This window comes from Bacillus sp. LB7, from assembly GCF_030449715.1.
In the GTDB taxonomy this organism is placed as follows: Bacteria; Bacillota; Bacilli; order Bacillales; family Bacillaceae; genus Bacillus; species Bacillus paralicheniformis.
In genome coordinates, this window is record NZ_JASGCA010000002.1 from 414,678 (window position 1) to 435,297 (window position 20,620).

Sequence of the window (20,620 nt, forward strand, 5' to 3'; positions counted from 1 at the left end):
AGGAGGCCTCAGACATCATTGCTGCTGAAAAAATTTAGAATTTTTGTTGCTCTGGCCAGCGGTTTTGTTTTATTCTTATTACTAGGCGTTCATTTGACCGTGAAAGCGGATGGAGATACAGTGTATGTCATTCCGATTGAAGAAACGGTTGAAAAAGGGCTTTCAAAATTTCTTGAGCGCTCTTTTCAAGAAGCGGAAGATATGAATGCCAAACATATCATACTCGATATCAATACCCCCGGCGGAGCGGTCGACGCAGTCCTTGACATGGCTGATACGATACATAACTCCGACATTCCGGTGACCGCTTATGTGAATAGAAGGGCTCTGTCGGCAGGCGCTTACCTCGCCTTGAATGCAGACGATATTTATATGGCGCCCGGCGGGAAAATGGGAGCTGCCGCGATCATTGACACGCAGGGAAATGCCGCTGATAAAAAGTCGGAATCTCTGTGGCTCGCTGAAATGGAAGACGCAGCCAAAAAAAACGGGCGTGATCCGAAATACGCTCTCGCGATGGCCGATGCTGACGTCGATGCTAAAGAAGTTGGGGCGCCGAAGGGCGAGCTGCTCACATTAAGCCCTGACAAAGCGCTGGAAGTCGGCTATTCAGAAGGCACAGTTTCGAGCCTTGATGATCTTTTGAAAAAGCTGAACTTGAAGGATGCTAAAATCGAGCGTGCCGAGGTGAGCTTCGCCGAAAAGGTGGCCCGGTTCATCACGCATCCGGTCGTGATTCCGATTCTCCTTTCAATTGGAAGTCTCGGGTTGATTGTGGAGCTTTATTCGCCTGGTTTTGGGATCCCCGGCTTTATGGGACTCTCCGCGCTGCTGCTCTTTTTCTACGGTCATCTCGTCGCCGGGCTTGCCGGAATGGAAACGATCCTTCTGTTTGCAGCAGGCATTATTTTAATCATTTTAGAGATTTTTCTGCCGGGCGGAATAGCAGGGATTGCCGGCCTGATCGCGATTGTTTCGAGCCTCTTTTTAGCATCGGGAAGCTTTAAGGTCATGGCCGTCTCCATTTTGATTGCAACTGCTGTTTCTATAGCGGCATCCATTCTATTGACAAGGGTGTTGGGGAAGCGTATGAAATTTTTTAAAAAATTGATCTTAACCGACTCGACAAGCACGGAAAGCGGATATGTGTCAAATGAAAGCCGGCGCGATTTAATTGGTAAAACCGGCGTCACGTTTACACCGCTCAGACCGTCCGGAACGGTCATCATCGGCGATGAACGGCTTGATGTCGTATCTGAAGGCTCGTTCACCGCGAAGGACAAGAAAGTGAAAGTGGTTAAAGTGGAAGGCTCACGCATTGTTGTGAGAGAATTATAAATTACATTATTAGGAGGAATATTATGGATCCGTCAACACTGTTTCTTTTGCTTATTATAGCAGCCGGAATCATCTTACTAGCTGTCTTCTTTACATTCGTCCCGGTCATGCTGTGGATCTCGGCTTTGGCCGCTGGTGTTAAAATCAGCATTTTCACACTGATCGGAATGAGGCTCCGTCGCGTCATTCCAAACCGCGTGGTGAACCCGCTGATCAAAGCGCATAAAGCGGGACTTGATGTTACGATCAATCAGCTTGAAAGCCACTATCTTGCAGGGGGTAATGTTGACCGGGTTGTCAACGCGCTCATCGCTGCCCAACGTGCAAACATTGAACTCACATTCGCCAGATGTGCGGCCATCGATTTAGCGGGCCGTGACGTGCTTGAAGCCGTTCAAATGAGCGTTAATCCGAAAGTCATCGAAACGCCGTTTATTGCCGGTGTAGCAATGGACGGTATCGAGGTGAAAGCAAAAGCGAGAATCACGGTTCGCGCAAACATCGACCGCCTTGTCGGGGGAGCGGGAGAAGAAACAATCATTGCCCGTGTCGGCGAAGGGATCGTTTCGACAATCGGTTCCTCCGATAATCATAAAAAAGTGCTTGAAAACCCGGATATGATTTCACAAACCGTCTTGAGCAAAGGATTGGATTCAGGCACAGCGTTTGAAATTCTATCGATCGATATCGCTGACGTTGACATCGGCAAAAACATCGGAGCGATTCTGCAGACCGACCAGGCTGAAGCCGATAAAAACATCGCCCAGGCGAAAGCGGAAGAACGCCGCGCCATGGCGGTTGCGCAAGAACAGGAAATGCGCGCCCGCGTCGAAGAAATGCGCGCTAAAGTCGTCGAGGCAGAAGCCGAAGTGCCGCTTGCGATGTCTGAAGCTCTCCGCAGCGGAAAGATCGGAGTCATGGACTACCTTAATATGAAAAACATCGACGCCGACACAGACATGCGCGATTCTTTTGGAAAGATGACGAAAGACCAAAATGAAGAGGATCATAAATAAACAAGCCCCTGTAAAAAGGAGGGAGCTCATTGCTTGATATCCTGTTCGACAATCCGATTATCATGGCGGCCATCATCGCAGCCATCTCCTTCATATTCAACAAGCTCGGAAAAAATGATGAAAATGAAGAAACAAAGCGTAAACCGGCGCCTGAACGGCCGAAAACGCAGACGACGCCGAAGCAGACGGCACAGCGCCGGCCGGCAGAAAACAATAAACAACGGCCTGCAGCAGCTGCGGCTGCTGCAAAAAGCGAAGATATGGCCGCAGAGCTCCGCAGAATCCAAGCGGATGCCGAGCGGTCCATGCCGGCCGTTGAACGGGCCATTAAAAAGCAGAGCAGCCGGGTGATCAACCGGAAACAAGAGCTGCTCGATTTGAATAAAAACACGATTGTCCAAGGCGTTGTACTCAGCGAAGTATTCGGCCCTCCACGGTCGAGAAAGCCGCATTACACAATGAGGCGCCGCCCTAAAATTTAAGTATTAGAACCCCCATATCACTCATACATATGAGATGAAAGGGGGTTCTTTTTTTATGGCGCAAAGAAAAAACCGCATCAAAGCGTGGCTGACAAGAACATTGGAAATTCCCCCTGATGTCATGATGGATCTTCCGAGAATCACGATGATAGGAAGACTTCACATATATATTGAAAACCACAGAGGGCTTTTGCTTTTCAGCGATACCGAAGTAAGGCTGATGCTCAAACAGGGGCAGTGCATCATTCAAGGTAAAAACTTTGTCATCAAAACAATTTTGCCTGAGGAAATTCTGCTTGAAGGCACGATTGAGCTCGTACGCTATATCGATTCATAAGTCGGGGGGAAAGAATCGTGAAGAATAAATGGCTTTCTTTTTTTTCAGGAAAGATCCAGCTTGAGATAACGGGAAAGGGGATCGAACGATTATTAAATGAATGCACCAGGCGCAGCATCCCGATGTTTAATGTTAAGAAAAAGAAAGACGCTGTCTTTCTTTATATTCCGCTTTCTGATGTACATGCCTTCCGGAGGGTCATCAGGGATTTTGACTGCAAGTGCCGATTCGTCAGACGAAAAGGTTTTCCTTTCCTCGTGCAGAAGTCTAAACGGAATAGCGGCTTCACGATTGGAATTGCTGGTTTTTTTATCATCATGTTTTTATTGTCCAACATGCTTTGGAAGATTGACATAACAGGAGCCAATCCGGAGACAGAACATCAAATCAGACAGCACTTGAATGAAATCGGCGTCAAAAAAGGCCGCCTTCAGTTTACAATGCTGACCCCGGAAAAAATTCAGCAGGCGCTTACAAAGCGCGTCGAAAACATCACCTGGGTGGGCATTGAATTAAACGGCACGGCCCTTCACATGAAAGTGGTTGAAAAAAATGAACCTGACAAAGAAAAATATATTGGTCCGAGGCACATCGTCGCCAAAAAAGGGGCAACCATCTCGAAAATGTTCGTGGAAAAAGGCGAGCCGCTCGTCACCGTGAACCAGCACGTTGAAAAAGGGCAAATGCTTGTTTCCGGACTGATCGGGAGCGAAGAGGAAAAGCAAAAAGTCGGAGCCAAAGGGAAAATCTACGGTGAAACCTGGTACAAGTCAAAGGTAACGGTTCCGCTTGAGACATCATTTGAGGTTTTTACGGGTAAAGTAAGGACAAGTCACAAGCTATCCTTCGGTTCTTTTTCCGTGCCGGTCTGGGGCTTTTCTTTTAAAAAAGAAGAGTTCTCACGCCCGAAGACAGAAACCGAAAAACACTCACTGCATTTTATGAATTTTACGCTTCCTGTCGCGTATGAAAAGGAACATACGAGGGAGAGCGAACAAATCAAAAGGGTGTACTCGAAAAAAGAAGCGGTCCTTGAAGGGATCGAAATGGGAAAAAGAGACATCAGGAAAAAAATCGGCAGCGACGGGAACATTATCAGTGAAAAAGTTTTGCACGAAACGAGTGAGAATGGTAAAGTTAAATTGATCATCCTTTACCAGGTTATTGAAGACATTGTTCAAACAACACCAATTGTTCAGGAGACTAAAGAATGACAGAACACTTACTTGCGATTCATCAGCAACTGGAAAGTCCGAACGAGGCTCAAGCGCTGTTTGGGAACCAGGATTCCCATTTGAAGTTAATGGAGGAAGAGCTGAACATTTCGATTGTCACGCGCGGTGAAACCGTCTATGTGACCGGAGACGAAGAAACGTTTGAAATCGTGGACAGCCTGCTTGCATCCCTCTTGAATCTCATCCGCAAAGGAATCGAGATATCAGAACGCGATGTCTTGTATGCGGTCAAGATGGCGAAAAAGCAGAAGCTTGAGTTTTTTGAAAGCATGTATGAAGAGGAAATTACGAAAAACGCCAAAGGAAAACCGATCAGAGTCAAAACCATCGGTCAAAGAGAATATATCGCCGCCATGAAAAGGCACGACTTAATCTTCGGCATCGGCCCTGCAGGAACGGGGAAAACCTATTTGGCTGTCGTAAAGGCCGTTCATGAACTGAAAAACGGACGCATCAAAAAAATCATTTTGACAAGACCAGCTGTTGAAGCAGGGGAAAGCCTCGGGTTTTTGCCTGGGGATTTAAAGGAGAAAGTCGACCCTTATTTAAGGCCGCTCTATGACGCGCTCCATGATGTGCTCGGAACGGATCATACGGCACGGCTGCTTGAAAGAGGAACGATTGAAATCGCGCCGCTTGCTTACATGAGGGGGCGAACGCTCGACGACGCATTTGTGATTTTGGATGAAGCGCAGAATACGACACCGGCACAAATGAAAATGTTTTTGACGAGATTGGGTTTTGGTTCTAAAATGGTCATTACAGGCGATATTACGCAAATCGATTTGCCGAAGGGCGTCACATCGGGGCTTGCCGTTGCAAAAAAGATGCTCCTTGATATCGAAGGCATTTCAATTGTTGAACTGGATCAGACGGACGTGGTCAGACACCCGCTTGTCGCCCGTATTATTGAAGCATACGAAAAGTCAAAATAATTCCGAATGGCCCGATCGCCCGTTATCGGGTCATTTTTTAGTTTCCCGCGGGAAAAGAGGTGCTTTTGTTGAAAAAGAAAAAAAGAGACGGAAAGTTTCGGCTCATCCGCTTGGAAAACGGCCGTTTCCTTCCCGTCATTCTTTATGCGGCTTTATCCGCGCTGATGTTCATCCTGTTGTTTTTCCATGTGAGGCCCGAGTCTCTCGACCTCGATTTATTTTCGATCAGCGAGAATACGATCTATGCGCCGGCGACAGTCGAAGATCAAAAGGCAACAGCTAATAAAAAACAGGAAGCGAGAGAGGAAGTTCCCGACCAGTACACCTTGAAAAAAGAGTACTCTGACAACAGGGTCGACCTTGTCTCATCAATATTCGACATCATTAAAGAAGTGAAAAAAGAAAGCGCAGAACAAGAGAAAAAAGACAAGCAGGCCCCGTCTGAAAAAGACCAGATCAAATCTGTTGAAGAAAAGCTGACTTCAGATGTGACGGACTCGCTGTCGCAGGATTCAGTCAAACACCTGCTGAAGGCCAGCGACGGAGAGCTTTCCATGACACAGGATTCGGTCATCACCGCCGTCAATGACGTGATGAGTAAAGAAATCCGCGCCGGCAAGCTTGATGAAGCGAAAGAGCATGTAACGAAAGAGCTGAAAGGTAATTCGATACCTTCAAAATTAAAAAACGCCGCTGATGAAATCGGACGCTTTGCAATCATTCCCAACTATGTATACGATCCCGACAAGACGGAGCAGAAGCGTCAGGAAGCGGCTGACAGCGTGCAGCAGGTGCAGATCAAGCAGGGGCAGATACTCGTTGAGGAAAATCAGCTGATCGACAGGGAAGTCTATCGAAAGCTTGAACTGACAGGACTCTTAAGCGGAGCCAACATCTTCAAGCCTGTCGGCGGACTGCTGCTTTTAATCGCGCTTTTCATCTCAGCTTTGGTTTACTATTTCGAAAAGCAGTACAGCAGCCGGATTCCGAAAAATAAGTCGCTCATGCTGTTTTCATTGATTACAGCGATCGTTTTAATCGTCATGGAAGTGATCAGCCTGTTTCAGCAGCTTGAAATCGGCCATATCGGCTATCTCGTGCCGATTGCGATGGGCGTGATGCTCATTAAACTGCTGATCAATGAAAGGCTGGCGATCCTGTCGAGCATGATCCTTTCCATTTGCGGAAGCATGATGTTTAACCAAGGTGTGACAGGCACGTTTAACTATGGAATCGGAACGTATTTCTTGATCAGCTCGATGGCGGGTATACTGTTTTTAGGGAAGCATAATGCGAGGGCGAAAATCCTCCAGGCCGGCTTGTTTGTCTCCCTGATCAACATCGTCGTCCTGTTTACCCTGCAGCTCATTCAAAACACGGCGCAAACCGGACTTGAGATGGGTACATACCTTGTCATGGGAGCGGTGTCCGGCATCGGATCGTCAGTTCTTGTGCTCGGGCTCATGCCGTTTTTTGAAAGCGGCTTTGGGATTCTGTCCACGATGAAGCTTCTCGAGCTTTCAAACCCGAATCATCCGCTGCTCCGCAAAATTCTGACCGAAACACCCGGCACATACCATCACAGCGTTATGGTTGCGAACTTGTCGGAGGCGGCATGCGAAGCTGTCGGAGCAAACGGGCTTTTGGCAAGAGTCGGAGCCTATTACCATGATATCGGCAAGACAAAGCGGCCCCAATATTTTATAGAAAACCAAATGAATATTGATAATCCGCATGACAAGCTTTCTCCGCAGCTGAGCAAAAACATTATCATTGCCCATGCGACAGACGGCGCCGATATGCTGAGGGATCATAAAATGCCGAAGGAGCTTGTCGACATCGCCGAACAGCATCACGGCACATCGCTGCTCAAGTTTTTTTACTATAAGGCGAAAGAAAAAGGCGATCAGACGACTGAAGAAGAGTTCCGCTATCCCGGTCCGAAGCCCCAGACAAAAGAGGCGGCGATCATCTCGGTGGCCGACAGCGTCGAAGCAGCCGTCCGCTCAATGCATAACCCGAATCCCGAAAGGATTGAAAAGCTGGTGCGCGGGATCATATCAGATAAGCTGCAGGACGGGCAGTTTGACGAATGCGATTTGACTTTAAAAGAGCTCAATATTATCGCGAAGACGCTCTGCGAAACGCTGAAAGGCATTTTTCATTCCCGGATCGAATATCCGGAAGCTAATCCTAAACAGAAGGTGAAACACACATGAGTTTAATTCTAGATATCACAGACGAGACCGGACGGGTCCCTGAAGACCAGCTTGCTGAAATTGAGAAGATTCTTCAATTCGCAGCGGCAGAGGAAGGCGTCGCAGACGGCGCCGAAGTTTCGGTTACGATCGTCAACAATGAAGAGATACAAAAAATCAACAAAGAGTACAGAGGCAAAGATTATCCGACTGACGTCATTTCATTTGCCCTTGAAGAAGACGGCGAAGGAGAGATTGAAATTATCGGCGCTGACATGCCGCCCGTTCTCGGAGATATCATCATCAGCGCTGATAAAGCACGAGAACAGGCCGAAGAATACGGGCATTCACTGATGAGAGAGCTGGGTTTTCTGACGGTTCACGGCTTTTTGCACCTCCTCGGCTATGACCATATGACAGAGGAAGAGGAAAAAGAGATGTTCACTAAGCAAAAGGAAATTTTGAATCGATATGGGCTCTCAAGATCCTCATAAACAAAACGAATGGCGCCGTCTGAAATGGAGTTTTTCAAACGCCTTTACAGGAATAGTCAAGACGTTCATGTCGGAGCGCAATTTTAGAATTCATTCTGGAGCCGCCATCCTCGTGATCGCCTGCGGCTTTTTCTTCAGGCTGACTCTGATCGAATGGTCCATCATCTTGATCCTGATCGGCGGAATGCTCGCCTTGGAGCTGATGAATACGGCTGTGGAGCATACGATCGACCTTTTCACAAAAGAGAATCACCCGCTTGCAAAGGCGGCAAAGGACGCGGCGGCCGGGGCGGTTTGCGTGTTTGCGGCCGTTTCGTGTATGATTGGGTTACTCATCTTTTTGTCAAAATTGTTTTGATGCCGTGCCTTTCATTGTGCTCAATTCTTACAAAAATTTTACATTTGTGATTTGGGCGTGAAAAAGAAGCCATTTTTATGTAAAATAAAAGTGTTAGCGGTACCATAACCGCTATAGGAAGGAATACACACATTGACTAAACAAGAATTGATTGCAGAAGCTTTAAAAGCAAGGGAATTTGCATATGTTCCGTATTCGAAATTCAAAGTCGGCGCTGCCCTTTTGACTGAGGACGGCAAGGTGTACAAAGGCTGCAACATTGAAAATGCTGCATACAGCCTGTGCAACTGCGCCGAGCGGACAGCGTTGTTCAAGGCTTACTCGGAAGGGGAAAAATCGTTTAAGATGCTTGCCGTCGCTGCGGATACGCCGGGTCCGGTGTCGCCGTGCGGAGCGTGCAGACAGGTGATTTCCGAACTTTGTTCAGCAAACATGCCTGTCATCTTAACCAATCTGAATGGCCAAGTCAAAGAAATGACGGTTCAAGAATTACTGCCAGGAGCATTTTCATCGGAGGACTTACATGACACAGGAAAGCTTTAAATCAGGATTTGTCTCCATTATCGGACGACCAAACGTAGGAAAATCTACATTTTTGAATCGCGTGATCGGCCAAAAAATCGCCATCATGAGCGACAAACCGCAAACAACAAGAAACAAAGTGCAAGGTGTGCTGACAACCGATACATCCCAGACGATTTTTATCGATACGCCGGGCATTCATAAACCGAAGCATAAATTGGGCGATTTTATGATGAAGGTGGCGCAGAACACTTTAAAGGAAGTCGACTTGATCTTGTTTATGATCAATGCAGAGGAAGGCTACGGAAAAGGCGACGAATTTATCATCGAGCGCTTAAAAGGAGTCAAGACGCCGGTATTTTTGATCGTCAACAAAATCGACCGGATTCATCCGGATGAGCTTCTTGTGCTAATCGATGAGTACAGAACCAGGTATCCGTTTCAGGAAATCGTTCCGATCTCCGCCCTTGAGGGAAATAATATCGATACGCTTTTAAAGCAAATTGAGGATTATTTGCCGGAAGGTCCGCAGTTTTACCCGAGTGACCAGGTGACCGATCATCCGGAGCGATTTATCATTTCTGAGCTGATTCGGGAAAAAGTGCTGCATCTGACAAGGGAAGAGATCCCTCACAGCATTGCGGTCTCGATCGAGTCCATTCAAGAACGGGAAAACGGTTCTGTGTATGTGAGCGCGACCATCGTCGTCGAACGCGACTCGCAAAAAGGGATCGTCATCGGAAAAAGAGGCAGTCTGCTTAAAGAAATCGGCAAGCGGGCAAGAACCGATATCGAGGCGCTGCTCGGATCATCGGTGTTTTTAGAGCTGTGGGTTAAAGTGCAGAAAGACTGGCGCAACAAGATGTCTCAGCTTCGTGATTTTGGATTTAGAGAAGACGAGTATTAACGGACAGAGCTTGACCGCGGTTTAGTCGTGACAAAATCTCTCGAAATCAAAGATATATTAGAAAAAATTGTTTAACATGAAATGGAGGATACAAGGTCAAGATAATCTTAAGAATTTGGATGTTTAAAAAGCTAGTTATAAACAGAAAGGTGGGGCTTTTTATGTTGAATTTTACTTGGAATGTATTTTCACAAACAGGAAGCGTTGACACGTACCTCCTTTTTAAAGAATTGGAAAAGGAGAACCTGGAAAGACCCGAAGTACTTGAAGAAGAGCTAGCGCAAATTGACTTTCCAATTTTGTGATCATGCTTGACCCCTCCAATTTTTGGATGGTGCACATATGCTGACGAAATGTGAAGGTATCGTCCTTCGTACAAATGACTATGGTGAAACAAATAAAATCATTACGCTGTTGACGAGAGAACACGGGAAAATCGGTGTGCTGGCAAGGGGCGCCAAAAAGCCGAACAGCCGCTTGTCAGCGATTTCCCAGCCGTTCCTTTATGCTTCTTTTTTATTCCGCAAATCATCCGGTCTCGGCACATTGGAGCAGGGCGAGATGATCGAAAGCATGAGGCATATCCGCGAGGATCTGTTTTTAACAGCATATGCGGCCTACATCGCTGAATTAATCGACAAGGGAACGGAGGAAAAGAAACCGAATCCGTTTTTATTTGAGCTGCTTCTTCAGTCGATGAGGAGGCTCGATGACGGTACAGATCCCGACATTATCGCCAACCTTATCGAAGTTAAAATGCTCAGCGTGATGGGGCTGTATCCGGAGCTGGATGAATGTGTGCACTGCAAAAGCAAAGACGGCACATTTCATTTTTCGATCCGCGACAACGGCTTTATCTGCCACCGCTGTTTTGCGAAAGATCCATACAGGATACCGCTGTCTCCCGCATCCGCCAGGCTGTTGAGGCTGTTTTTTTATTTTGACCTGTCAAGGCTCGGAAATGTCTCGGTCAAACAGGAGACGAAGGATGAGCTGAAAAGGGTCATTCAGACGTACTATGACGAGTACTCAGGGATATACCTGAAATCGCGGCGCTTCATGGAACAAATGGACAATATGAAAAAGATGCTGGGCGATGAAAACAAAAGTTGACAACCTCTTCATCTTTTTATAAGATCATGTCATGAAGATTGGATTAAATAATGACGTTGCGTTGACGGAAAGAAGTAATTGCGCACGGCCTCATTGAAGCGACTCCGGGGCGGTGAAAGCCGGGGATGAGAGCGTAATGAAAGGCATTCCCTGAGCAACTTTTAAAAAAGAGGCTGAGACATTTCCTCTCAGCAATTAGGGTGGAACCGCGGGAGAACTCTCGTCCCTATGTTTGTGGGCAAACAAGCATAGGGACGGGAGTTTTTTTCTGCCCAAACCAGCCCTATGCCAAAAATTAAACTTGAAAACACGTTATGTGGAGGTGCTTCATTTGAATATTCAAGAAATGATTCTGACCCTGCAAAAGCACTGGTCCAATGAAGGATGCGTACTTTTGCAGTCGTATGATGTAGAGAAGGGTGCAGGAACGATGAGTCCATATACATTTTTGCGGAGCCTTGGTCCTGAACCTTGGAAAGTCGCTTATGTGGAGCCGTCAAGACGCCCTGCGGACGGTAGATACGGGGACAATCCGAACAGGCTTTATCAGCACCATCAATTCCAGGTGATCATTAAGCCGTCTCCCGACAATATTCAAGAGCTTTATTTAGATTCATTAAAAGCCCTTGGAATCGACCCTCTGGAGCATGATATCCGCTTTGTCGAGGATAACTGGGAAAATCCGTCGCTCGGCTGCGCCGGGCTTGGCTGGGAAGTGTGGCTTGACGGCATGGAAATCACCCAGTTTACCTATTTTCAGCAGGTCGGCGGGCTTGAGTGCAAACCGGTTTCTGTTGAAATCACATACGGGATTGAACGCCTTGCTTCTTATATTCAAGACAAAGAAAACGTCTTTGACCTCGAATGGACGAACGGCTATACGATAAAAGATCTGTTCAAGATGGCTGAATACGAGCATTCCGTCTATACGTTCGAGACATCTGACGTCGACATGCTGTTCGAATTGTTTGCAACATATGAAAAAGAAGCAAACCGCCAGATGGATCAGGGACTTGTCCATCCTGCTTATGATTATGTACTGAAATGCTCGCATACGTTCAACTTGCTTGACGCAAAAGGAGCGATTTCTGTGACGGAGCGCACAGGATATATTGGTAGGGTGAGAAACCTGGCCAGAAAAGTGGCGAAAACGTATTATGATGAACGCGAAAAGTTGGGTTTCCCAATGCTGAAGGAGGAAGAGGCTTCACATGAGTAATCAAGATTTGCTTTTAGAAATCGGATTAGAAGAAATGCCGGCGCGCTTCATGCATGACAGCATGACTCAGTTTGGTGAAAAACTGGAAAGCTGGCTCAAGGAAAAAAATATTGCCTTCGGCTCCGTTAAGCTGTATAACTCTCCTAGAAGACTAGCCGTTCTTGTCGAGAACGTGGCGGAGAAGCAGGACGATGTAACAGAAGAAGCGAAAGGACCGGCAAAGAAAATCGCCCTTGACGAGAACGGCGAATGGACAAAGGCGGCCATCGGCTTTTCACGGGGGCAAGGAGCAAGTCCGGAAGATTTGTATTTTAAAGACATCAAAGGAACGGAATATGTTTTTGTGCAAAAATTCCAAAAAGGTCAGGATACGTTTTCATTACTTCCTGAGCTCGGCGACTTGGTGACAAGCCTCCACTTTCCAAAAAACATGCGCTGGGGCAGCGAAGATTTGAAATATATCAGGCCGATTAAATGGATCGTCGCGCTGTTCGGCAGTGAAGTCGTTCCGTTTTCAGTCGCTCATGTCGAAACCGGCCGCACAACACAGGGTCACCGCTTCCTCGGAAAAGCAGCCGACTTGAGCGCACCTTCTGAATACGAAGCGGCACTGGAAAGTCAGTTTGTGATTGCCGATCCGGACAAACGGAAGCAGCTGATCGTGAAGCAGCTTGACGAACTGGCGGCTGAAAAGTCTTGGGACATTCCGAGAGACGAGGATCTGCTGGATGAGGTTACCCATCTGGTTGAATATCCAACGGTTCTGTTCGGTTCGTACGAAGAGGAATTTCTCGCAATTCCTGAAGAGGTGCTCGTGACAACGATGAAAGAGCATCAGCGTTATTTCCCTGTCAAAGATAAAAACGGCGATTTGCTTCCTTACTTTGTGACCGTCCGCAACGGAGACAGCCGCGCCCTTGAAAACGTGGCGAGAGGGAACGAAAAAGTGCTGAGAGCAAGGCTTTCAGACGCCGCCTTCTTCTATAAAGAAGATCAAAAATTAAACATTGACGAGAATGTGAAAAAGCTCGAAAAGATCGTTTTCCACGAAGAATTGGGATCGCTTGGAGACAAAGTGAGACGCACTGAGGCGGTTGCTGAACGGATCGCTGACGTCATCGGTGCGGATCAAGAGACGGTGCAGCTGATCAAGCGCGCTTCGCACATTTCAAAATTCGACCTTGTGACACACATGGTTTACGAATTTCCTGAGCTGCAGGGCATCATGGGTGAAAAATATGCGCGGATGCTCGGTGAGAAAGAAGAAGTGGCGCTCGCTGTCAATGAGCACTATATGCCGAGACAAGCCGGAGGGGAAACGCCTTCATCAATCGTCGGCGCCGTCGTCGCATTAGCGGATAAACTTGATACGGTCGCTTCATTCTTTAAAATCGGCGTCATTCCGACAGGATCTCAGGACCCGTATGGACTGAGAAGACAGGCGAGCGGCATCGTCCAAATCCTGCTTGACCGGAACTGGGGCATTTCATTCAAAGAACTGGCTGCGTTTGCCGGACAGGAAGCAAACAGCGAACTGCTTGAATTCTTTAAACAGCGCCTCAAATACGTATTAACAGCGGAAAACATCCGCTACGATGTCGTGGATGCCGTGCTCGAAAGCTCGAACCTTGAGCCGTATTCGTCTGTCAAAAAAGCCGCTGTCCTTGAATCGGCTGCAGCAAAACCGGAATTTAAAGAAACGGCTGAAGCGCTGGCAAGGGTTATTTCGATCAGCAAAAAGAGCGAAACGAAAGCCATTGACGCGTCACTGTTTGAAAACCCTCAAGAAGAGGAGCTTTTCAAAGCTTATGAGGCGTGCAGACAGCAATTAGAAAGCCTTTACGAAGCAAAAGATTATGAGGGCGCCTTCAGTGAGCTGTCCAAGCTGAAAGAGCCGATCGAAGCTTATTTTGATCACACGATGGTCCATGCCGAAGATGAAAGATTAAAAGCGAACCGCCTGGCGCAAATGGCAAGCCTTGCGGAGCTGATCCGATCTTTTGCAAACATCAATGCCATCATTGTAAAATAAACACCGCAGAAGACGGTTGCTGACAAGCTGGCAATCGTCTTTTTGCTCAAATCGGTTTTTCACATCCTTGTCAAATTGTGCCTGTCTTTTTCATAGAATTCAATTGTAATTGCTGTTATTTTAGTCTTCATATGCGTTATAATATGTTATCGACTTTTATACATAACGAACGAATTGTGAGCTTCGGCTTAAAGGTGGTGAGTACGATCGAACTAAATAAACGTCAGGAGCATATTTTGCAGATTGTCAAAGAGAACGGGCCGATTACCGGAGAACATATCGCGGAAAAGCTGAATCTGACAAGGGCTACACTTCGTCCGGACTTGGCGATATTGACGATGTCAGGATTTTTGGAAGCAAGGCCGCGGGTCGGTTATTTCTACACGGGAAAGACGGGCACGCAGCTCTTGGCTGATAAGCTGAAAAAGCTGCAGGTGAAAGACTTCCAGTCCATTCCGGTGGTCATTCATGAAAATGTCTCCGTTTATGATGCGATTTGCACGATGTTTTTAGAGGACGTAGGAACGCTTTTTGTCGTTGATGATAATGCCATCTTAGTCGGTGTACTTTCACGAAAAGACTTGCTCAGAGCCAGCATCGGCAAACAGGAGCTCCCTTCAATACCCGTCCATATCATAATGACGAGAATGCCGAACATTACGCTTTGCAGGCGCGACGATTTCATTTTGGACATTGCCAAGATGCTTATTGAAAAACAAATTGACGCACTGCCTGTTGTAAAAGATACAGAAAAAGGCTATGAAGTTGTGGGAAGAATTACGAAAACGAACATGACAAAAATTTTAGTCGGCTTATCTGAAAATGAAATCATGTAGAGTAACTTCAAATGGAGGGATATCATGAGTAATCGGACGATTTATGTTGTATCAGACTCTGTCGGCGAGACCGCTGAGCTCGTAGTCAAGGCGGCTATCAGCCAGTTTAACGGTTCATCCGAGCAGACAAACATCAGGCGGATTCCTTATGTCGAAGACCGCGGAACAATAAAAGAAGTGATCTCGCTGGCAGAAGCGGACGGCGGCATCATCTGTTTTACGCTTGTTGTCCCGGAGATTCGTGATTTTTTAATCGCCGAAGCGGAAAAGGCGAATGTCGTGTATTACGATATCATCGGCCCGCTGATTGAGAAAATGGAGACGGTCTACGGCTTCAGCGCGAAATACGAACCGGGCAGAGTCCGGCAGCTTGACGAAGATTATTTTAAGAAGGTAGAGGCCATCGAATTTGCCGTGAAATATGACGACGGCAGAGACCCGAGGGGCATCTTAAAAGCGGATATCGTGCTGATCGGTGTGTCGAGAACGTCCAAAACTCCGTTATCCCAATACTTGGCGCACAAACGGTTAAAAGTGGCAAACGTTCCGATCGTTCCCGAGGTGGATCCTCCCGAAGAGCTCTTTACCGTTGATCCGTCTAAATGCATCGGGTTAAAAATCAGCCCGGATAAGCTGAACCATATTCGCAAGGAGCGCCTGAAATCGCTCGGCCTCAACGACAAAGCGATTTACGCTAATATCAATCGCATCAAAGAAGAGCTGGAGTTCTTTGAAAAGATCGTCGGCCGCATCGGCTGCAATGTCGTAGACGTGTCAAATAAAGCGGTAGAGGAAACGGCCAACATAATTCACAACATGATGACAAAAAGGGTCTAAGAATAAAACTCAGGACACCCCATCCTGGGTTTTTGCTTTGATGGTTTTGGGAAAAGTGAAAATGATAGCATCTTTAACCCATTTGTATTATAATAAAAAATTGTGATAAAATAATTAACTTTTAGGTTTAAGCTTAGTACAGAACGAATAAACTATTATGGGTATCGTGTCAAGAATTTCCCGGAAAAAACTTTCGACAAATTCTTATAGATCGATTATTTTTGAAACCTGTGTGATTTTGCCTGTATTTATAGCAGGAGATTGATGGAGGGATGGAGAATTAGTCTTCTTGAAAAAGAAAGGACGATTTTTGTCGATGCAGACGCATGCCCGGTGAAAGATGAAGTGCTCAAAACAGCGGCGGATTTCGACGTAAAGGTGGTATTCGTGGCTTCATTCGAGCATTTTCAAGTCACAAGGAAAGAAGAAGAGAATTGGACATATGTCGATCCGCACAAAGAAGCAGCCGATCTGTACATTGCCAACCATGTTCGACCAGGTGATGTCGTCGTGACACAAGATATCGGGCTGGCATCGCTTTTGCTTGGCAAAAAGGTCTATGTGATGTCGGAGAGAGGCTTTCTTTTCGAAGAGGACACCATTGATCATGCTCTTTTCCGCCGTCACGTCGCACAAAAATTGAGAAGAAGCGGACGTTACACGAAAGGTCCGAAAAAACTGGTCAAGGAAGACCGAGAGCGATTTGTCAAAGAGCTGCAAAAAATCTTGTCGAAAATTGAAGGATTTACGTACTAAGCAGCGAATTATGTACGACGGAGTGTTGGAACATGGGCAATCGTATACCAGACGAAATTGTAGAACAGGTGCAAAAATCAGCTGATATCGTAGAAGTTATCGGAGAGTACGTCCAGTTGAGAAAACAGGGGCGTAATTATTTTGGGCTTTGTCCTTTTCATGGTGAGAATACGCCATCTTTTTCCGTTTCCGGAGAAAAACAGATTTTTCATTGTTTTGGCTGCGGAGCGGGAGGGAATGTTTTTTCATTTTTAAGACAAATGGAAGGCTATTCATTTACCGAGGCCGTCTCTCACCTGGCGGACAAATATCAAATAGATCTGCCGGAGCAGGTTGCAGCTGTATCAGCATACAGCACAGGCAGTTCGGATGAACAGAAAATGGCGGAAGCTCATGATCTGTTAAAGAAATTTTATCATCATTTGCTGGTCAATACAAAGGAAGGCCAGGAAGCGCTAGATTATTTGCTCGGAAGAGGCTTTGAGATGGAGCAGATCGAGCAGTTTGAAATCGGATGCGCCCTTGATTCATGGGATTTCATCACAAAGTTTTTGGAACGGAGAGGTTTTGATCTTGCGCTGATGGAAAGAGCCGGACTCATCATCAGACGCGAGAACGGTGACGGCTATTTTGACCGTTTCAGAAACAGGATTATGTTTCCGATTCATGATCATCACGGCGCAACGGTCGCTTTTTCCGGACGGACGTTCACCGGGGAGCAGCCAAAATACATGAACAGCCCGGAAACGCCGCTTTTTCGAAAAAGCAAGCTTCTCTATCATTTCCATCAGGCCCGCCTTCACATTCGAAAAGAAGAGAGGGCCGTCCTTTTTGAAGGATTTGCCGACGTCATTTCAGCCGTCAGTTCCGGTGTGAAAGAATCGATCGCCACGATGGGCACATCGCTGACAGAAGAACATGCGAAGATCATCAGGCGAAATGTCGCAGAGGTCATCCTGTGCTATGACTCGGATCATGCCGGTTATGAAGCCACGCTGAAAGCGGCGGAGATTCTTCAGAAAAAAGGCTGCGACGTCAAGGTGGCCATGATACCTGACGGGCTGGATCCCGATGACTACATCAAAAAATTCGGCAGCGAGAAATTCAAGAATGATGTAATAGGGGCCAGCGTTACGATGATGACGTTTAAAATGAACTATTTCCGCAAGGGCAGAAACCTGTCTGATGAAGGAGACCGTTTAGCCTATATCAATGATGTACTGAAGGAAGTCAGCCTTCTCAGCGGCCCTTTGGAACAGGAAATATACATCAAACAGCTGGCAAATGAATTTTCAATCTCATTTGAATCCTTGAAGGATCAGCTTTCCGTATTTGAAAAGCAGGCTGTAAGCCGCAGCAGGGAAAGCAGCCGTCAGGACTCAAAAGAGCGGCAGGCGGCCGTTTCGCGCGCGCCGCGAAGAAAGACGGGGCTTCGGCCGGCTCATGAGAACGCGGAGCGGATGCTCCTGGCTCACATGATTCATGATCGGGACGTCATTCGAAAGGTTTTAGACCGGGTGGGCTTTGAATTCAATCTTGATCAGCACCGCGCGATTGCCGCTTATTTGTACGCCATGTATGAAGAAGGAGCGGACATTTCCATCCAGGAGCTCTTTAAAAGAGTTGAGGATCAGGAACTCGGTCAGCTTCTGACAGATATCTTAATGCTTCAGGTGAACGAAGAATTAAGTGAAGCGGAATTATCTGATTATGTAAAAAAAGTGTTGAATTATCGAAATTGGTCAATGATAAAAGAAAAAGAAGCTGCAAGGGCGGAAGCCGAGAGGCAAAAAGATTTCATCAAAGCGGCAACTTTGGCACAGGAAATTGTTAAGCTGAACCGTTCGCTGAAATAAACCGTTATATATAATAGGAAAAGCTTTTGGCAATGAATCCTAACGGAGGAGCAAAAGCTACTTGTCCTAATCATATATTGTCAATTTATGATTTGCTTTCCCGTGAAGCCATAGAAGAGAGAGAAGGCTTTACTCGTGAAATAGGAACAAAAAAAGCGGGATGCTTTTAGAATTCGTCTGTAAGTTTTGGAAGGAGGGATCCATGAATGGCTGATAAACAAGCACACGAGACCGAAACTGAATTCACATTTGAACAGGTGAGGGATCAATTAACAGAAGCCGGAAAAAAACGCGGAGTGCTCACATATGAAGAAATTGCAGAGCGCATGTCCAGCTTCGAGATCGAATCAGACCAAATGGATGAGTATTATGAATTTTTAGGAGAACAAGGCGTTGAATTAATTAGCGAGAACGAAGAAACTGAGGATCCTAATATTCAACAGCTGGCCAAGGCCGAAGAAGAATTTGACCTTAACGATTTAAGCGTGCCTCCGGGCGTTAAGATAAACGACCCTGTCCGCATGTATCTGAAAGAAATCGGACGGGTAAACCTTTTGTCTGCAAAAGAAGAAATCGAATACGCGAAAAAAATCGAAGAAGGCGACGAAGAGTCGAAGCGCCGTCTCGCTGAAGCCAACTTGAGACTTGTCGTCAGCATCGCAAAACGGTATGTCGGCCGCGGAATGCTTTTCCTTGACCTTATTCAGGAAGGAAACATGGGCCTGATGAAGGCGGTAGAAAAGTTTGACTACCGCAAAGGATATAAATTCAGCACATACGCCACATGGTGGATCAGACAGGCGATTACAAGAGCGATTGCCGACCAGGCGAGAACGATCAGGATTCCTGTTCATATGGTTGAAACCATCAACAAGCTGATTCGTGTTCAAAGGCAGCTCCTTCAGGATCTCGGCCGCGAACCAACGCCTGAAGAGATTGCGGAAGATATGGATCTGACGCCTGAAAAAGTCCGTGAAATCCTAAAGATCGCCCAGGAACCGGTTTCACTTGAGACTCCGATCGGTGAAGAGGACGATTCACATCTGGGAGACTTCATTGAGGATCAGGAAGCGACTTCTCCGTCAGATCATGCAGCATATGAATTGCTGAAAGAACAGCTTGAAGATGTACTGGATACATTGACAGACCGTGAAGAAAATGTGCTCCGCCTTCGCTTCGGCCTTGATGATGGTCGTACAAGAACATTAGAAGAAGTTGGTAAGGTATTTGGGGTAACAAGAGAACGAATTCGTCAAATAGAAGCTAAAGCACTTCGTAAATTAAGACATCCAAGCAGAAGCAAACGCTTGAAAGATTTTCTCGAATAAACTTGAACGGGTCAGGAGATCCGTTCTTTTTTCACGACATAATGAAAGCGCTATTATTGGTAACCCGATTATATTTTACTTAATTTCTTTCGAATTTGCAAATATCCAAAAGTGCATTTTGAGTCATTATAACCTTGAGATCGAAGGAAAAGCCCTTTATAATTGTTGTTGTAACCGTATTCAAAAACTGGTCTTTAAATGGAAAATGAACAATCACTTCATCATCCGTTATTTTGTCTAAAATGTGAACTTCATCAGCTTTTGTTTCATAATCGGTTTACTTTTTGTAAAATTAAAGTAGAATTAGAATTGTTTACATAAGGGGCAGGGGTAAATTAAAAAGGGGGATGTAAAATGAACCGCAATCCATTGATACCATTTTTGTTAATCGCCATTATGGGCATAGGACTTGTTTTTATCTTATCCATAAAAGGCCTTTATGACGAAAAAGAAATTGCAGGCGAAGGGAATAAAACAGCTCAAGAAGACAAGGCGGATGCCTCGCCTGAAGAAATTTACAAAGCGAACTGTGTAACCTGCCACGGCGAGAATTATGAAGGTGTATCAGGTCCTAAACTGAAGGGCGTCGGGGACCGGATGGATACAGGTGCGATTAAAGAAAAGATTGAAAAAGGCGGTAACGGAATGCCGGGAGGACTTGTTCCGGCGGAAAAGCTTGATGATATGGCAAAATGGGTGTCAGAGATTAAATAGCTTTTCCAGATTGGCTAAATCACCAAAAGGATTCGTAATGAAAGCTTAGACAAGAGCTTTTGTGCGAATCCTTTTTTGTTTTCATTAAACGGGGGTTTTTGCTTAGC

The 20,620-nt window shown here is 46.2% G+C and carries 21 protein-coding genes; all 21 read left to right on the forward strand.

Features of this window, described 5'->3' with window-relative positions; all coding sequences use genetic code 11:
• Positions 1-18 precede the first annotated feature (18 nt).
• The 21 genes from QMZ64_RS04660 to cccA all read left to right on the forward strand — a co-directional run bounded on the left by QMZ64_RS04660 (position 19) and on the right by cccA (position 20,513).
• The gene (locus QMZ64_RS04660; protein ID WP_243943064.1) at positions 19-1,338 is read left to right on the forward strand and encodes an NfeD family protein; all 1,320 of its coding nucleotides are present in this window, start codon (positions 19-21) and stop codon (positions 1,336-1,338) included.
• A gap of 23 nt (positions 1,339-1,361) precedes the next feature.
• Positions 1,362-2,354: a flotillin-like protein FloA gene (gene floA, locus QMZ64_RS04665; protein ID WP_020452249.1), complete on the forward strand. Its 993-nt coding sequence runs from the start codon at positions 1,362-1,364 to the stop codon at positions 2,352-2,354.
• 29 nt (positions 2,355-2,383) lie between these two features.
• A complete protein-coding gene (locus QMZ64_RS04670) occupies positions 2,384-2,836 on the forward strand; it encodes a hypothetical protein (protein WP_243943066.1) in 453 nt (150 codons plus the stop codon).
• Positions 2,837-2,891: 55 nt separating this feature from the next.
• A complete protein-coding gene (gene yqfC / locus QMZ64_RS04675) occupies positions 2,892-3,173 on the forward strand; it encodes a sporulation protein YqfC (RefSeq protein WP_020452247.1) in 282 nt (93 codons plus the stop codon).
• Positions 3,174-3,190: 17 nt separating this feature from the next.
• Positions 3,191-4,387, forward strand: coding sequence for a sporulation protein YqfD (gene yqfD, locus QMZ64_RS04680; RefSeq protein WP_265626279.1), 1,197 nt, complete (start codon positions 3,191-3,193; stop codon positions 4,385-4,387).
• Entirely contained in the window at positions 4,384-5,343 is a 960-nt protein-coding gene (locus QMZ64_RS04685) for a PhoH family protein (protein ID WP_048350460.1), read from the forward strand. Before yqfD ends, QMZ64_RS04685 begins: the two co-directional genes overlap by 4 nt.
• 164 nt (positions 5,344-5,507) lie before the next feature.
• On the forward strand, positions 5,508-7,562 hold the full coding sequence (locus QMZ64_RS04690; protein WP_223254788.1) for an HD family phosphohydrolase: 2,055 nt from the start codon (positions 5,508-5,510) through the stop codon (positions 7,560-7,562).
• Positions 7,559-8,035, forward strand: a complete 477-nt coding sequence (ybeY, locus tag QMZ64_RS04695) for an rRNA maturation RNase YbeY (protein WP_075752265.1) — start codon at positions 7,559-7,561, stop codon at positions 8,033-8,035. The genes QMZ64_RS04690 and ybeY overlap by 4 nt, the downstream gene beginning before the upstream one ends.
• A complete protein-coding gene (locus tag QMZ64_RS04700; RefSeq protein WP_265626281.1) occupies positions 8,013-8,393 on the forward strand; it encodes a diacylglycerol kinase family protein in 381 nt (126 codons plus the stop codon). The genes ybeY and QMZ64_RS04700 overlap by 23 nt, the downstream gene beginning before the upstream one ends.
• Before the next feature lie 132 nt (positions 8,394-8,525).
• Positions 8,526-8,936: a cytidine deaminase gene (locus QMZ64_RS04705; protein WP_065644190.1), complete on the forward strand. Its 411-nt coding sequence runs from the start codon at positions 8,526-8,528 to the stop codon at positions 8,934-8,936.
• Complete coding sequence (era, locus tag QMZ64_RS04710) at positions 8,917-9,822, forward strand: GTPase Era (protein ID WP_023855242.1); 906 nt, start codon at positions 8,917-8,919, stop codon at positions 9,820-9,822. The genes QMZ64_RS04705 and era overlap by 20 nt, the downstream gene beginning before the upstream one ends.
• Before the next feature lie 161 nt (positions 9,823-9,983).
• Entirely contained in the window at positions 9,984-10,127 is a 144-nt protein-coding gene (locus QMZ64_RS04715; RefSeq protein ID WP_003183626.1) for a YqzL family protein, read from the forward strand.
• A 37-nt stretch (positions 10,128-10,164) separates the two neighbouring features.
• On the forward strand, positions 10,165-10,935 hold the full coding sequence (gene recO, locus QMZ64_RS04720; RefSeq protein ID WP_075752269.1) for a DNA repair protein RecO: 771 nt from the start codon (positions 10,165-10,167) through the stop codon (positions 10,933-10,935).
• Positions 10,936-11,266: 331 nt separating this feature from the next.
• A complete protein-coding gene (gene glyQ, locus QMZ64_RS04725) occupies positions 11,267-12,154 on the forward strand; it encodes a glycine--tRNA ligase subunit alpha (protein WP_265626285.1) in 888 nt (295 codons plus the stop codon).
• Positions 12,147-14,186, forward strand: coding sequence for a glycine--tRNA ligase subunit beta (gene glyS, locus QMZ64_RS04730; RefSeq protein ID WP_301441146.1), 2,040 nt, complete (start codon positions 12,147-12,149; stop codon positions 14,184-14,186). The genes glyQ and glyS overlap by 8 nt, the downstream gene beginning before the upstream one ends.
• A gap of 197 nt (positions 14,187-14,383) precedes the next feature.
• Positions 14,384-15,022, forward strand: coding sequence for a transcriptional regulator CcpN (gene ccpN, locus QMZ64_RS04735; protein ID WP_025804968.1), 639 nt, complete (start codon positions 14,384-14,386; stop codon positions 15,020-15,022).
• Positions 15,023-15,046: 24 nt separating this feature from the next.
• Positions 15,047-15,859, forward strand: coding sequence for a pyruvate, water dikinase regulatory protein (locus QMZ64_RS04740; RefSeq protein WP_065644186.1), 813 nt, complete (start codon positions 15,047-15,049; stop codon positions 15,857-15,859).
• A gap of 264 nt (positions 15,860-16,123) precedes the next feature.
• A complete protein-coding gene (locus QMZ64_RS04745) occupies positions 16,124-16,615 on the forward strand; it encodes a YaiI/YqxD family protein (protein WP_065644185.1) in 492 nt (163 codons plus the stop codon).
• A gap of 32 nt (positions 16,616-16,647) precedes the next feature.
• Positions 16,648-18,471, forward strand: a complete 1,824-nt coding sequence (gene dnaG / locus QMZ64_RS04750) for a DNA primase (protein ID WP_265626287.1) — start codon at positions 16,648-16,650, stop codon at positions 18,469-18,471.
• A 206-nt stretch (positions 18,472-18,677) separates the two neighbouring features.
• Positions 18,678-19,799: an RNA polymerase sigma factor RpoD gene (gene rpoD / locus QMZ64_RS04755; RefSeq protein ID WP_043928723.1), complete on the forward strand. Its 1,122-nt coding sequence runs from the start codon at positions 18,678-18,680 to the stop codon at positions 19,797-19,799.
• A 354-nt stretch (positions 19,800-20,153) separates the two neighbouring features.
• Positions 20,154-20,513 (forward strand): cytochrome c550, encoded by a 360-nt coding sequence (gene cccA, locus QMZ64_RS04760; RefSeq protein ID WP_020452233.1) that lies wholly within the window; start codon positions 20,154-20,156, stop codon positions 20,511-20,513.
• Positions 20,514-20,620 lie beyond the last annotated feature (107 nt).